A 12,879-nucleotide genomic window follows, 5' to 3' on the forward strand; every position below is an offset into this window, starting at 1 on the left:
CCATTTGTCAAATAAATAATCAACTTTGTGATGATTCGCTGGTTCTGTTTTGACATTTTCAATCTGAACTTCTATTGATCTATCTCTGGTGAGATAAAAAGATGACTCTAAAGTTAAGACTATTTTTCGCAATCTTCGTACTCTGTATGGCGTTCGGGTTGGCAGCCTATGCGGTCTCTAAGCATATTATCGATGATATTATCGAGGAATTGATGTGGAAGTATGGTCAAATCATCGCGCAATATGATGTAGAGAAAACTCTTGCGCCGTTGACCACGGAAATCGCCTTGGCGCAGGAGCTGGCAAGACACCCCAACATCACCTCCTGGGCGCAGAATGCTCAAGATGGTGTTTATCGCTCCGTGGCCCAAGAAACGCTCGAACACTACCGATGGCGCTTTGATTCCAAAAACTTTTTTATTGCACTCGATCAAGACCTTTCCTATCACTTCAACGATGTCAACAGTATTAGAACGGGTGACTTTCAACGATACACCTTAGAGCCTAACGCGGATGACGACCAATGGTACTTTGAGCAAAAATCGAGCTTAACGCCTCTGGCGGTCAACATTGATAAAGACTCTCACTTGGGGGTAACCAAAGCGTGGATCAACCAAAGCGTTATTGTCGATGGCCAGTTTTTGGGCATTGTCGGTACGGGTTTGGATATTGATATGTTGGTCAGTCAGCTTAATCACCACAAGAACTCACCACTCTCGACCCTGTTTATTGATCGCCAATTGCGCGTGCAATTGATCCGAGATTCCGATCGCTTTGTGTTTCCATTGGGTGAGCAAGGTCAAAGCCGCCCGACACTGCAAGAGGTGATAGACAACGATAGTGATTACCAAATCATCCAGTCGGCGTTGTATCAACAACTGAATGGCCGTGAGTCACAGTTTCTGATGCTCAAGCAAGATGCAGGTAATGTGGTGGCCATGATGCATTACATCGACGCATTGGGCTGGTTTGAGTTGACGCTGCTGAATGTAGACGCGGTGCTGCCACTCTTTATGCTGGATTATTTGTTGTTTATTTACCTAGGCCTCGCGTTGGTACTGAGTGTACTCTTCTACCTGTATGCAGCCAAAGAGTGGTTGATGCCGCTAGAGAGGTGGTTCACGCGCCTACACACGATGGCTCGTGGTCGGCGTCACTCCCATTTGGATGCTGTGACCGTTGATGCGGACTTAGCGGTTGTTGAAAGAGAGCTCTTAGAGGCGCGTCAAAGCGTCGAGAAGTTGGTTGTCGCGCGGACCGCCGCGCTCGATAAACTGGCGACCTATGATGTGATGACGCACTTACTTAATCGACGTGGCATAGAAAGAGAAGTGACGAATGAGCTTGCTCGAGGTAAGCGCGAACAGAGCCAATTCGGCTTGATATGGGTGGATGCTGGGCTTTGTGACGCGCTGAGTGCGGAGCACATAGGGCAAGACAAAACGCCTTGTTTGAAGTCGATTGCCGTAGCCATTTCAGATACGATTCGTGAGTATGACCTTGCTGCGCGTTGGGGAGAAAGTGAGTTTTTGTTGTTGATCAAAACCGATCAGAGGGAAGTGCTAAGCACGTTAGCACAGCGATTGATTGACACGATTCAACAGCAAAGAGCCCAAGACCAATTGCCCGCCTTATGTTTGTCCGTTGGTGGCTCTCTGATTAGTTCTGAGATGACCTTGCATCAAGCTTTATCGGTGGCGGATCGCGCCCTCTATCAGGCCAAAATTAATCAAGAAAAAATATATATTCACCACTGCCCACATGACACCCTGAATCAACTAATGGAACTGTCATAAAACATAAATAAAACACAGGTTTATTACTGAGCAAGAACGTCACTCTCTTGTGGTGATCTTGTTAATCTTATGTGAGCAATCGCTTATGTAATGTGAGCTGAATCAGCCATCCGCAAAGTAACTCATCTTACCATCTAAGTACGGTATATTTTAAATTGTAATCTTGGGCAAATAAGATAACGTAGAGTAAATCGCCGTGTTAAACGTTTACGTAGCAAAATGCGCGTAAGATCTATGCAGTTTGCATGCGCCATTCGCTAACGCTGTCAGATTTTAGAGCGTCGATGAGCCCCCCAAATATTACACTTTCTCATCGACAATATTATAAAAATGGAGATTAAAATGGCTGGTGTTTTAGGTATGATCCTCGCAGGTGGCGAGGGTTCGCGTCTACGTCCTCTTACTGAATCAAGAAGTAAACCCTCGGTGCCTTTCGGCGGGAGTTACCGTCTGATTGACTTTGCTTTGAACAATTTCGTCAATGCGGATTTGATGCGCATTTACGTGCTGACGCAGTTCAAGTCTCAGTCTCTGTTTCATCATTTGAAAAAAGGGTGGAACATCAGCGGGATTACGGATCGCTTTATTGACCCGATCCCAGCGCAAATGCGCACGGGCAAACGTTGGTATGAAGGCACGGCAGATGCGATTTACCAAAACCTGCGTTTCATGCAGTTGTCGGAGCCAGAGCAAGTGTGTATTTTTGGCTCTGATCACATCTATAAAATGGATATCAAGCAAATGCTTGATTTCCATAAAGAAAAAGAGGCCTCTCTGACTGTTTCTGCGTTGCGTATGCCACTGTCAGAGGCGTCACAGTTTGGTGTGATAGAGGTGGATGAAGAAGGTCGCATGATCGGATTTGCTGAGAAGCCAGCCAATCCGAAAGCGATCCCAGGTGACCCTGAGCACGCTCTGGTCTCTATGGGTAACTATATCTTTGAAGCAGAGACGTTATTTGCTGAGTTGATTGAAGACGCCGACAATGAAGCGTCATCGCATGACTTTGGTAAAGACATCATTCCTAAGATGTTCCCAAGTGGCGACGTGTTCGTTTACGACTTCAGTACCAACCGTATCACTGGCGAGAAAGAAGAAGTGTATTGGCGCGATGTGGGTACGATTGATGCCTACTGGCAAGCGCACATGGACTTACTTGCCAAAGACGCGCCATTCTCGCTCTATAACCGTAAATGGCCACTTCACACCTACTACCCACCATTGCCGCCTGCAACGTTTAGTGATTCGGACAATGGTCGAGTGCAAATTATTGATAGTTTAGTGTGTAACGGTAGTTTTGTACGCGGTTCGCGTATTGAAAAATGTGTGCTTGGCTTTAGAAGTAATATTGCATCTGCGTGCGATATTAGCGAAAGTATCCTTTTAGGTGACGTGAAGATCGGCGAAGGCTGTGTCTTGCGTCGCGTCATCATCGACAAGGATGTGGATATTGCGCCAGGGACGCAAATCGGTGTGAACCTGACGGAAGATAAAAAGCATTTCCACGTGTCGGATGACGGTGTTGTCGTTATTCCAAAAGGAGCACGTGTTGGCTACTAAGAATCTCTCTATTCTCTTTGTAGCATCGGAAGTAGAAGGACTGATCAAAAGCGGTGGCTTGGCAGATGTTGCCAAGGCACTGCCTGAAGCCCTTTTTGAGCTCGAGCAAGATGTGAGACTCACACTTCCCGCTTATCGCAAGGTTGCAGGCATTGAGTCTGCGACTGTGGTTTTAGAGACGGCATTAGAGCACTGGCCTCATACGCCTTATTGCGTCAAGCAGCTAGCGCTATCGGGAATCACTGTGTATGCCATCGATTGTCCGCAGTATTTTGACCGTCCTGACATGTACGCCGAGTACAATCAAGCCTACTCAGACAATGGTGAACGCTTCGCCTTTTTTAGTGCGGCGAGTTTGGACATGCTGCCGAAACTGGGCTTTCAGCCGGACATTGTCCACGCCAATGACTGGCACACGGGTCTGGTTCCATACCTTCTCAAGCATCGTTACGCCAGTGACGATTTTTTTGCTCATACCAAAAGCATTCTTTCCGTGCACAACGCGGTCTTCAAAGGTGTCTTTAGCTATGATGAGCTCGGCGATCTGCCTGAGTTCCAGACGCATTACGCGCCGGATGCCGCAGTGAGTGCAACGCACATCACCATGCTTCGCGCTGGGGTGAAAACCGCTGATAAGGTGAACGCGGTTAGCCCGACGTACGCGCAAGAGCTCAAGACCGAACTGGGCAGTCATGGTATGGCGCAAGATTTTCAAAGCCGAAGCCATGATCTGGTGGGGATTCTTAATGGTTGCGACTACAGTACATGGAACCCAGAAACAGACACCCACTTACCGTTAAATTACCGAGCGACGAAGCAGAGTATGGTACGCGGTAAGAAAGCGTGTAAGGCGGCGCTGCAAGCAAAAGCGAAACTGAGCGAAAAAAACGTCGCGATGTTTGGCATGGTTTGCCGTTTGACGCAGCAAAAAGGGTTACATTACCTGATCCCTATTCTGTCTGAGTTTCTCAAACACGATGTTCAGTTGGTGATTGTTGGGACCGGCGACCCGATGTTGGCAAGCCATCTTAAAGCGCTCTCAGCCACACACAGCGACAAATTTGCGTTTATCGAGGCTTATGATGAAGAGCTTGCTCATTTGGTGGAAGCGGGCAGTGATTTCTTCTTGATGCCGTCAGAGTTTGAGCCTTGTGGTCTCAATCAGATCTACAGTATGGCTTACGGTACGCTGCCAATCGTTCGTGGTGTGGGTGGACTGAAAGATACGGTTCACCATTACGACGATGATCCGTCAATCGCTACTGGGTTTGTGTTTGATGAGCCAACGCCGACTGCGTTGTTGTTGACTATGCTTCGTGCTTTGCTGCTCTACGCGCAAAATCTCAATGAGATAAAACGGGTTCAATTGCACGCGATGACAGAAAACTTCTGTTGGGAAAAAGCGGCGGGTGAGTACATCGAACTCTACCACAGTGCTTTAAGCGCCTAACACTAGGTCATTGAATTGCGGACGCTATTTTTTAGTCTGTTCGCGTAAAGACGACAATAGGTCCGCATAAAGAAAGCGCCTGAGGGGTTTTGTGCTTGCACAGTCTCACGGCGCTTTCATTTTTTCTAACATTTCCGATTGCACTAAAGTGGCGGTTTTCGTTTATGCTAAACAAAAACACGGGCGCTTTTGTGTTACCCTGCGCCCTGAATTGTGTGACGATAACGGTTATTTTTCGACTATGACTCAAAGCTTGCTATTCCATAAGACTTTTAAACACCCCACTAGCGATGAGTGGGTGGTCTTTGTGCATGGCGCAGGCGGCAGCTCATCGATTTGGTTTAAACAGATCAAAGCCTACAAGCAGCATTTTAATTTGCTGCTGATTGATTTGCGCGGCCATGGAAAATCGAACCAGCTGATTAAGGAGATCATTGCCAATCGCTACACCTTTAAAGAGGTCACATTAGACATCTTAAAAGTGCTCGATCACCTAAAGATTCAGTCGGCACATTTTGTCGGCATGTCGCTTGGAACCATCATCGTCCGTAACTTAGCGGAGCTAGCGACTGGGCGCGTAAAAACCATGGTGTTAGGTGGCGCCGTCACACGACTCAACACACGCTCTCAAGTACTGGTGAAGTTGGGCAATCTGTGTAAACACATTGTGCCCTACATGTGGCTCTATCGACTGTTTGCCTACATTGTGATGCCGCAGCGAGCACAAAAAGAGTCGCGGCATATGTTTATCCGCGAAGCGAAGAAGTTGTGCCAAAAGGAGTTCAAGCGTTGGTTTATTTTGACCGCAGAGGTGAACCCTCTGATGCGCTACTTCAAAGACCGCGAGTTACCCATTCCTACGCTCTATCTGATGGGTGAAAAAGACTACATGTTCATCACCCCTGTGAAAGAGATGGTCTCAGCACATACGCTCAGTGAGCTGCATGAAATTCCTGACTGTGGCCATGTGTGTAATGTTGAGCGCCCAGATGAGTTTAACGATCACTCCATCGCCTTCATTCAGCAACACCTCACTGCTTAATCTCGGTTGACTCCAAGCACACTCAAGTTGGTTTGGTGTGCTCGCACTGCCAACATAACTGAAAATGGTCGTCATTTTCTTCTTGGCAAGTCGGGCAAACCCAAACCATGTTGTCGGGGGTGTCCTGTTGGAAATCATCAATCAGCGCGAGTGCCGCCTGCTTCTGTTCTGGGCGAGTTAACCAAACGTACGGGCTGGCCTCTTCGCCAAACGGAATCTCTCCTTGCAAGCCGAACAAACCTTCACCTCTCACCTCACAGGCTATTCCTTCGCTGCGTAACATTTCACACACGATGTGTGCTTGTGGTGGGGTTGTAGCAATAAAGATTTTCAAGACGCTTGTCCATTGGATTGCGGTGACGCTTTGAGTTTGGCCATCACCCATTTAGCAATGATTGGGAATACCCCGAGCAACGCAAAAGAGGCGAGTACTGTTGGGGAGACGATGCCTGACAAACTGTCGATTTGCGCTAGCTGGGTCCCGGCGTTGAGGTAGACGGCCGTACCCGGCAACATACCCAGTTGACTGACCAGATAGAAGCGCGCGATGGTGATGGGCGTAAGACCCATCAAGAGGTTGATCAAAAAGAATGGGAATACCGGGATAAGGCGCAGTGAGAAGAGATAAAACGCACCATCTTTTTCGACCCCTTGATTAATTGTCGCGAGCTTATCGCCAAACTTGCTTTGTACCCACTCTTTGAGTAGAAAGCGGCTGCTTAAAAACGCCAATGTGGCACCTATAGTACTGGCAAAAGAAACGAGCAATAAACTGGTCCAAAAGCCAAACAGCGCAGCGCCAAGCAAGGTGACAACGGCCGCTCCAGGGATCGAGAAGGCGGTGATAGCGACATAGGCGAAGAAGTAACTCAGCGCGGCGAGGGCAAAGTGGGCGTCAATGATTTCAGCCAGCGCTTGCTGCTGGGCTTTGGCGTTATCAAGTGTCAGGTATTGACCAAAGTTTGCGCCTAAAAACACAATCAGAGCGAGCAAACCAATACCTAAAAGCAGTTTCTTGTTCATATGGATCCCTTTGAAAACATCATCATTGATCATTGTTAGATATGAACCAAAAAGCCAGTAAAAAATTTCGCCCTAAAGGGAAAAATACGTTGGATTCTATGACGAAGGAATGGAAACGCTAGAAAAGCATCGGCTAAAAACGTCTCAAGCCAGCGGTGTTGGGCTGGCTTGAGACGGGGATTGGAATTACTGAACGCTATCGCTGACTAGCTTTGCAGCTGATTCAGGAGCTCGTCGCGTCTTGCTTGAGGGACCACAGACCAGTGCGTGCCTTTAATTGCCCCCTCAAGTGCCCACAGCAGGTCGATGCTGACGTCGGCAGAGTGTGTGGAACGAATCGCTTTATACGCTTCCACTGCGCCCGTCTGCTCCAAACGGGAGACACTGTCGATACCCGCTTTCTTGAGCATTCGCTCGGTCGCTAGACGCAAGTTCGGCAGATCTTTCAGGCGCGTTGGTCTGGCGTTGGTTTGACGCTGCTTGTCTTTGTTGGCCGCCTCTAGTGCAGTGTTTGCCATCGCAATAGTCTGAGCGACATCCTGATCCCAGTCATGGCCAAGGGCGTAGTATTTGGTGACCACAGGGAAACCACGCTTTTTATACACGTATGGCTCGAGTCCCTGAGCATTAAACTGTTGGGCCAACGAGTCGTCGGCGCGTATGTGAAGTTTGTCATTTACCACGAGGGCAAACATGGTGTCATCAGCGAAGATTCCGAATCCACCAAACATTGAGCGAGACTTGATCTTGCCCAATGGTTCAAACAATCCCATTGAGTCTTTTAAAATTGGTTTATCCATGCTGTTATTCTCGGTGTATTACAATACGCCACCAAATTCAGGTCCGAGAGATTAGCAAAAATATGCAGGTTTTGTGTCAGTAGGGTGTCATTCTGGCTCATAAAAGAATAATCCTACTCACGGTGTGAGCGCATAATGCGCGCGCAACGTTTAACTCATTGTATTCTTTGCTTTTGATAAAGAATTACGAAGTGCACATTTGCCATCGGCAACCCCGCTACCAAGCAGTCATCAACGTTGAAATAGTTGAGTGGCTGCAACAGGCCGGAAGCTTTGCGTCCCATCCTTTCGAAATGGTTTGCCCTGTTCGTGGCATTCGTCGAACATAATAAGCATAAATAATTTATGGGCTAAACATCACGTTTTGATGGGTTAAATGTGATCTTAGTTCATAAAATAGAGGGGTGTTACCGAGAGAATAAAGCCCAGCGGATGAGAAGTATTCTCGCTGGGCTAGTCGATGTGATGTGCTGAACTTGTTCGTTGGTCTATTTCACCGTCGCCACGGTATCGCGCTCGACGATTTCTGGGTGCATTTCAAAAATACGTTTTTCATGCTCTTTGTCTTTAATACGTTCGAGCAAAATCTCAAATGCGTTTTTACCCACACGGCGCTTCGGCTGGTGAACCGTCGTTAGCGGTGGTGAAAAGTACTCGGCTAGCTCAATGTTGTCATAACCAATGACCGACATGTCTTCTGGAATACGAATGCCTTTTTGCTGTAAACGGCTCATCAAACCGAGCGCCATCGTATCGTTGAAACAGAATACTGCGGTTGGCTTTTCGTCCATGGCGACGATTTTGTCCGCGGCAAGCACGGCGGTATCGCACTCAAAGTTACCTTCTAAGATCCAATCTTCGTTGACGCTCAAACCCGACTCGTTCATTGCGCGCTTAAAGCCTTGGATGCGTTCTTGGCAGGCCGCTTTTTCAAAATGCCCACTCAAGCAAGCAATGCGCTTGTGGCCGTGATCAATCAGGTATTTTGTTGCGAGGTAGCCGCCTTCTTCCGAGTTGTCGATGATTTTATCGGCTTGTGAGCTTTCCGGGCCCCAATCCATCACCACCTTAGGGATGTCTTTATGACGGTCAAGCATTTCGCTCAACTCTTCGGTCAAATCTGAACACATCACTAAGATGCCATCAACGCGCTTTTCCGCCAGCATGCGAATGTAGTCACGTTGTTTCTCGTAGATGCCGCCAGTGTTACACAAGATCAAGGTGTAGCCTTGACGGTAGCAGTAGCTCTCAACCCCGTCGATCACTTCCGAGAAGAAAAGGTTGGTCGATTGAGTAACCAGCATGCCTATTGTGCGTGTCGAGTTACATTTCAGGCTGCGTGCAACGGCACTTGGGGCATAGTTCAACTCTTGAACCGCTTCCATCACTTTTTCTTGCGTGGCTTCAGCGACAAAGCGTGTTTTGTTGATCACATGGGATACAGTGGTGGTCGAGACACCCGCTAAGCGAGCGACGTCTTTAATCGTGGCCATATGGTTTTGTCCTGTCGATGACTGCCTACTATTCTATGAAAAGTTAAGTCTATAAAAGTAAAGTCTATACAAAGTTTAGAGTATGTAGACAGAAAGTATCAGAAACACAAAAACCGCCCTCAAAAAGCGGTTTGTATTTATTAGTTTTATCGTTTGCGGACCGGATTGTAGTCCGCAACGTCGATTTGGGCAAATAAAAAACCCGCCTTTGGGATCTCGCCACACCTTTTGTATGGGCTTAATCGCTATCGCCTTGCAGGTAGGCTTTATCCAATTGAATGAACGCGCACAATAGCGACGACAGCGCCGCATAGAAGCCGAATGTGTCGAGGCGCTGGCAGCGCTCGGCAAACCTCTCAATCCAAGGGAGTAGATGCTGCTCAATAAAATCGGCTTGCTCTTGGTAGGCGAGATGCGTGTCGCCTGCCGTCTGCTCTGCTGCATGAGCGCCGCGCACAATCAGGTTACCTAAAAAATCCAACTCTATCGCGAGATGATCAGAAGGTTCATTGAGCCCTGAATGCACGGCCACGCCATGTTGTTGGAGCAGAGTGTCCATCTGTTTGGCGGGCTCCCCATTGAGCAGTCCGGATTCATCTAAGTAGACAGAGGCGTAAGGCAACGCGCTGTCTCGGTCGGATTTTAAAAACAGGTCGCAATAGTCGGCTGATAGTTCCAACTGAGCATCTGGCCTGTCTTGCAATCGGTTCAATGCATCGATGAGCCTGTCTGCGGCTACGTTAAGCTCAGGGGTTTGTGCAAGTCCCGTCAGAAAGGTACGTGTGTCCACCGAATGATATTGGGCCAGCTCTTGCTCTGAGAGCTCTTTGGCAAACACGCTCGAAAACCACCAGTAGAGCTCGGCGCGTTGCTCATCAAAGGCGCGCTGCTCTTTTTCGGCGGGAGATAAAGGGTCGGAAATCTGGGCGTTAGGTGTCTCTGGCATGATGGGCTCTCAACTGAATCAGATGCCGTTAAGTCTAACGGATAAAAATGAACAGCGGTCAACCTGATTATGAGAAGAAATGGTCAAATATGGCAATTTGTGAACAGGGCAGCAAAGCTTGCTTTGCATCAATGAATCGCCAACTTTTCACCTCCCAAAGAGGACAAAGATGGAGTTGTGACTAATTATGAATAGAATAAAGCCATTGAATCAGTGTGTGAATAAGTGAGTAGAGCCGATGAGCTACCACATTTTGGTTGTTGAAGATGATGAAGTGACTCGCCGTAAATTGGCGGGCTACTTTCAAACCGAAGGGTATCAGGTGAGCCAAGCTGAGAATGGCGCGCAGATGCGCGACGTACTCAGTAGCAGTCGGGTCGATTTGGTGATGCTGGATATCAATCTGCCCAGCGAAGATGGCTTGATGCTGACACGTGAGCTGCGCAGTCAATCGGACATCGGTATTATCTTGGTTACCGGGCGTACCGACAGCATTGATAAGATTGTTGGTTTAGAAATGGGCGCGGACGATTATGTCACCAAGCCATTTGAGCTTAGGGAACTGCTCGTCAGAGTCAAGAACCTCTTGTGGCGCATCGCACTGGCTGCGGGAGCGCAAAACGCGGGCAGCGATCAGCAAGACGGCGTGGTCCGCTTTGCTGAATGGACGTTCGATATTCAGCGCCGCGCTTTGAGCCGAGGGGATGAACCGGTCAAACTGACTAAAGCAGAGTATGAGCTTTTGGTGGCGCTCTCCTCTCACCCTAACCAAGTGCTCAGCCGAGAGCGTATTCTTAATATGATCAGTCATCGTGTGGACGCACCCAATGATCGCACTATCGATGTCCTGATTCGACGCATGAGAGCGAAGATGGAGGTGGATCCAAAAAATCCGCAGATATTCGTCACCGTGCATGGCGAAGGCTACATGTTCGCCGGAGATTAACGTAGTTCGGCAATTAACGAGCGAAAATTGACGCAAAAGAAACGAAAAATCCAGGCATGCAGCCTGGATTTTTGTTTTAGGTCGAAGACGTTATCCGTCTACGCTGGCGGCCGGTTAAACGTCGCTCTGCGCAGCCTCCACCTCTAAGGCTTGCTCTTCATAATCGGACGCCCAGTCGCGGAGGTGTTGCCAAATGGTGCCCAGCGTTTCATGCCAGTAGCGCTCAGTTTGTTCGAGATATTTGCCCTTCGGCGCGTACTTCTCCCACGCTTGATCGATGTTTCTCTGCGCTAGGTAGTTGGTCGGCGCGGCGTAAGGTTTCAATCCTGCGGAGTGGAATTCATTCAGGGCACGGTTCATGTGACTGGCCGATGTGACCACCACCAACTTCTTGTTCTTAACGAACGCTGCCGCTTGGCGCGCTTCTTCCCAAGTATCTTTGGCGGTTTCGAGCAGAATGATGTCAGATTTAGAAACGCCAAGCGCCAGCGCTACTTTAGCCATCATGCGCGCATTGCTCACTTCAGAACCGGCGGCATAGCCTGAGAGAATCAGTTTAGAGCCCGGATAAATTCGCATCACACGAATCCCTTCGGTCAAACGCATTAGGCCGGCGCGACTCAGTTCTGAGGTGGGCGGAATGTCGTCGTCCACAACATGGCCGCTGCCAAGCACCATCACATAATCAATCGATTCATCGACAGGAAAAAAGGCCGAGTATTGGCGCTCGATAGGCATGAGAAGACGTGATGAAACGGGCTGGAAGGCAACGAGAAAAATGCCAACAAACGAGAAGAGAACAACGAAACATCCTGTTTTTTGTTTTCGTGTGAACATGACGAGCATGAGTCCCACAAGGCCAATGATCAGCAGGGCTGGCAAAGGCATAAGTAAAGCCGAGACGACTTTTTTCAGCTCAAACATACTTAAATAGTCCGAAAAAACACCAGTTGATTATAATTTAAGAGAAAGCCTCTTTATTCCTGCCTTTCTTGTGACAGAATAGCAGCACGATTCAACATCATAACTCAAGCTGCTGTGACTGAAGACCGCAATTTCGACGATATTGCCCACAAATTTGCAAAAAATATATACGGCTCTGACAAAGGCGAGATTCGACAAGTCATTGTTTGGGAAGACCTTCAAACCATCCTCGCCTCGTTACCCGCCAGTGATTCACCACTCGACGTGCTCGATGCCGGGGGTGGGTTGGCACAAATGTCGCAAAAGCTGGCGAAACTAGGCCATCGCATTACGTTATGTGATCTATCTTCTGAAATGCTGCAATTAGCTGAGCAGGATATTGCAAAAAATGGCTTGCTTGAGCAGTATCGCTTGATTCATTCGCCCGTTCAATCCATCGCTCAACACCAGCAGCAACCGGCGGATTTGGTGATGTTTCATGCCGTCATGGAGTGGTTGGCTGAGCCAAAGCCAGCGCTGCAAACGCTGTTAGAGCAGGTCAAACCGGGCGGTATCGCGTCGGTCATGTTCTACAACCATCATGGCCTCGTGTACAAAAATGTCGTGTGTGGCAACCTTCCGCATGTGTTAGAGGGAATGCCGCACCGAAAGAGATTTAAGCTTCAGCCCCAAAAAGGGCTTAAGCCTGAAGATGTCTACCGTTGGATAGAGGAGTCGGGGTTTCACATTGAAGGGAAATCCGGCATTCGTTGTTTCAGTGACTACATTGGCGATCGCCAGTATATGGGCGACTACACCAGTGAGGATGTCTTGGCCCTAGAGAGGCAACTTTGCCGCCAAGAACCGTATGTGTCGCTCGGACGCTATATCCACGTTTGGGCAAGAAAGAATTAAAACAG

At 48.5% G+C, this 12,879-nt stretch carries 12 protein-coding genes and 1 riboswitch; of the genes, 6 read left to right on the forward strand and 6 right to left on the reverse strand.

Annotated elements, in window-relative coordinates; translation table 11 throughout:
- Positions 1 to 101 precede the first annotated feature (101 nt).
- The 4 genes from AC6R1A_RS04845 (at position 102) to AC6R1A_RS04860 (ending at position 5,848) form a co-directional block, all read left to right on the forward strand.
- A complete protein-coding gene (locus tag AC6R1A_RS04845; protein WP_500634155.1) occupies positions 102 to 1,796 on the forward strand; it encodes a GGDEF domain-containing protein in 1,695 nt (564 codons plus the stop codon).
- 342 nt (positions 1,797 to 2,138) lie between these two features.
- A complete protein-coding gene (glgC, locus tag AC6R1A_RS04850; RefSeq protein ID WP_500631909.1) occupies positions 2,139 to 3,356 on the forward strand; it encodes a glucose-1-phosphate adenylyltransferase in 1,218 nt (405 codons plus the stop codon).
- Entirely contained in the window at positions 3,346 to 4,806 is a 1,461-nt protein-coding gene (glgA, locus tag AC6R1A_RS04855; RefSeq protein WP_500629086.1) for a glycogen synthase GlgA, read from the forward strand. Before glgC ends, glgA begins: the two co-directional genes overlap by 11 nt.
- A 241-nt stretch (positions 4,807 to 5,047) precedes the next feature.
- Complete coding sequence (locus AC6R1A_RS04860) at positions 5,048 to 5,848, forward strand: alpha/beta fold hydrolase (RefSeq protein WP_334551028.1); 801 nt, start codon at positions 5,048 to 5,050, stop codon at positions 5,846 to 5,848.
- Positions 5,849 to 5,870: 22 nt separating this feature from the next.
- On the opposite strand, the gene AC6R1A_RS04865 is transcribed toward AC6R1A_RS04860, so the two are convergent.
- The 5 genes from AC6R1A_RS04865 to torD all read right to left on the reverse strand — a co-directional run bounded on the left by AC6R1A_RS04865 (position 5,871) and on the right by torD (position 10,110).
- The gene (locus AC6R1A_RS04865; protein ID WP_500634154.1) at positions 5,871 to 6,182 is read right to left on the reverse strand and encodes a putative signal transducing protein; all 312 of its coding nucleotides are present in this window, start codon (positions 6,180 to 6,182) and stop codon (positions 5,871 to 5,873) included.
- Positions 6,179 to 6,871: a TVP38/TMEM64 family protein gene (locus tag AC6R1A_RS04870; protein ID WP_500625821.1), complete on the reverse strand. Its 693-nt coding sequence runs from the start codon at positions 6,869 to 6,871 to the stop codon at positions 6,179 to 6,181. Before AC6R1A_RS04870 ends, AC6R1A_RS04865 begins: the two co-directional genes overlap by 4 nt.
- Before the next feature lie 206 nt (positions 6,872 to 7,077).
- Positions 7,078 to 7,671 (reverse strand): TfoX/Sxy family DNA transformation protein, encoded by a 594-nt coding sequence (locus AC6R1A_RS04875; RefSeq protein WP_500634153.1) that lies wholly within the window; start codon positions 7,669 to 7,671, stop codon positions 7,078 to 7,080.
- Between the two features lie 204 nt (positions 7,672 to 7,875).
- Positions 7,876 to 7,984: riboswitch (cyclic di-GMP riboswitch) on the reverse strand.
- Between the two features lie 175 nt (positions 7,985 to 8,159).
- Positions 8,160 to 9,164, reverse strand: a complete 1,005-nt coding sequence (purR, locus tag AC6R1A_RS04880) for an HTH-type transcriptional repressor PurR (protein ID WP_500629083.1) — start codon at positions 9,162 to 9,164, stop codon at positions 8,160 to 8,162.
- Between the two features lie 238 nt (positions 9,165 to 9,402).
- The gene (torD, locus tag AC6R1A_RS04885) at positions 9,403 to 10,110 is read right to left on the reverse strand and encodes a molecular chaperone TorD (RefSeq protein ID WP_500634152.1); all 708 of its coding nucleotides are present in this window, start codon (positions 10,108 to 10,110) and stop codon (positions 9,403 to 9,405) included.
- Positions 10,111 to 10,348: 238 nt separating this feature from the next.
- Here torD and torR point away from each other — a divergent pair, with 238 nt between their 5' ends.
- Positions 10,349 to 11,056 (forward strand): two-component system response regulator TorR, encoded by a 708-nt coding sequence (gene torR / locus AC6R1A_RS04890; RefSeq protein ID WP_500631914.1) that lies wholly within the window; start codon positions 10,349 to 10,351, stop codon positions 11,054 to 11,056.
- 114 nt (positions 11,057 to 11,170) lie between these two features.
- On the opposite strand, the gene elyC is transcribed toward torR, so the two are convergent.
- On the reverse strand, positions 11,171 to 11,980 hold the full coding sequence (gene elyC / locus AC6R1A_RS04895; RefSeq protein WP_334551018.1) for an envelope biogenesis factor ElyC: 810 nt from the start codon (positions 11,978 to 11,980) through the stop codon (positions 11,171 to 11,173).
- 96 nt (positions 11,981 to 12,076) lie between these two features.
- On the opposite strand from elyC, the gene cmoM reads away from it, so the two are divergent.
- Positions 12,077 to 12,874 (forward strand): tRNA uridine 5-oxyacetic acid(34) methyltransferase CmoM, encoded by a 798-nt coding sequence (gene cmoM / locus AC6R1A_RS04900; RefSeq protein ID WP_500631950.1) that lies wholly within the window; start codon positions 12,077 to 12,079, stop codon positions 12,872 to 12,874.
- Positions 12,875 to 12,879: the final 5 nt, after the last annotated feature.

The organism is Vibrio sp. R10-SG3-ISO3, assembly GCF_059834225.1.

What these genes read in the sequence shown, in the direction of transcription:
- AC6R1A_RS04845 (WP_500634155.1), top strand. Translation starts at nt 102, where the DNA reads ATGACTCTAAAGTTAAGACTATTTTTCGCAATCTTCGTACTCTGTATG.
- glgC (WP_500631909.1), top strand. Translation starts at nt 2,139, where the DNA reads ATGGCTGGTGTTTTAGGTATGATCCTCGCAGGTGGCGAGGGTTCGCGT.
- AC6R1A_RS04860 (WP_334551028.1), top strand. Translation starts at nt 5,048, where the DNA reads ATGACTCAAAGCTTGCTATTCCATAAGACTTTTAAACACCCCACTAGC.
- AC6R1A_RS04870 (WP_500625821.1), bottom strand. Translation starts at nt 6,871, where the DNA reads ATGAACAAGAAACTGCTTTTAGGTATTGGTTTGCTCGCTCTGATTGTG.
- AC6R1A_RS04875 (WP_500634153.1), bottom strand. Translation starts at nt 7,671, where the DNA reads ATGGATAAACCAATTTTAAAAGACTCAATGGGATTGTTTGAACCATTG.
- purR (WP_500629083.1), bottom strand. Translation starts at nt 9,164, where the DNA reads ATGGCCACGATTAAAGACGTCGCTCGCTTAGCGGGTGTCTCGACCACC.
- torD (WP_500634152.1), bottom strand. Translation starts at nt 10,110, where the DNA reads ATGCCAGAGACACCTAACGCCCAGATTTCCGACCCTTTATCTCCCGCC.
- torR (WP_500631914.1), top strand. Translation starts at nt 10,349, where the DNA reads ATGAGCTACCACATTTTGGTTGTTGAAGATGATGAAGTGACTCGCCGT.
- elyC (WP_334551018.1), bottom strand. Translation starts at nt 11,980, where the DNA reads ATGTTTGAGCTGAAAAAAGTCGTCTCGGCTTTACTTATGCCTTTGCCA.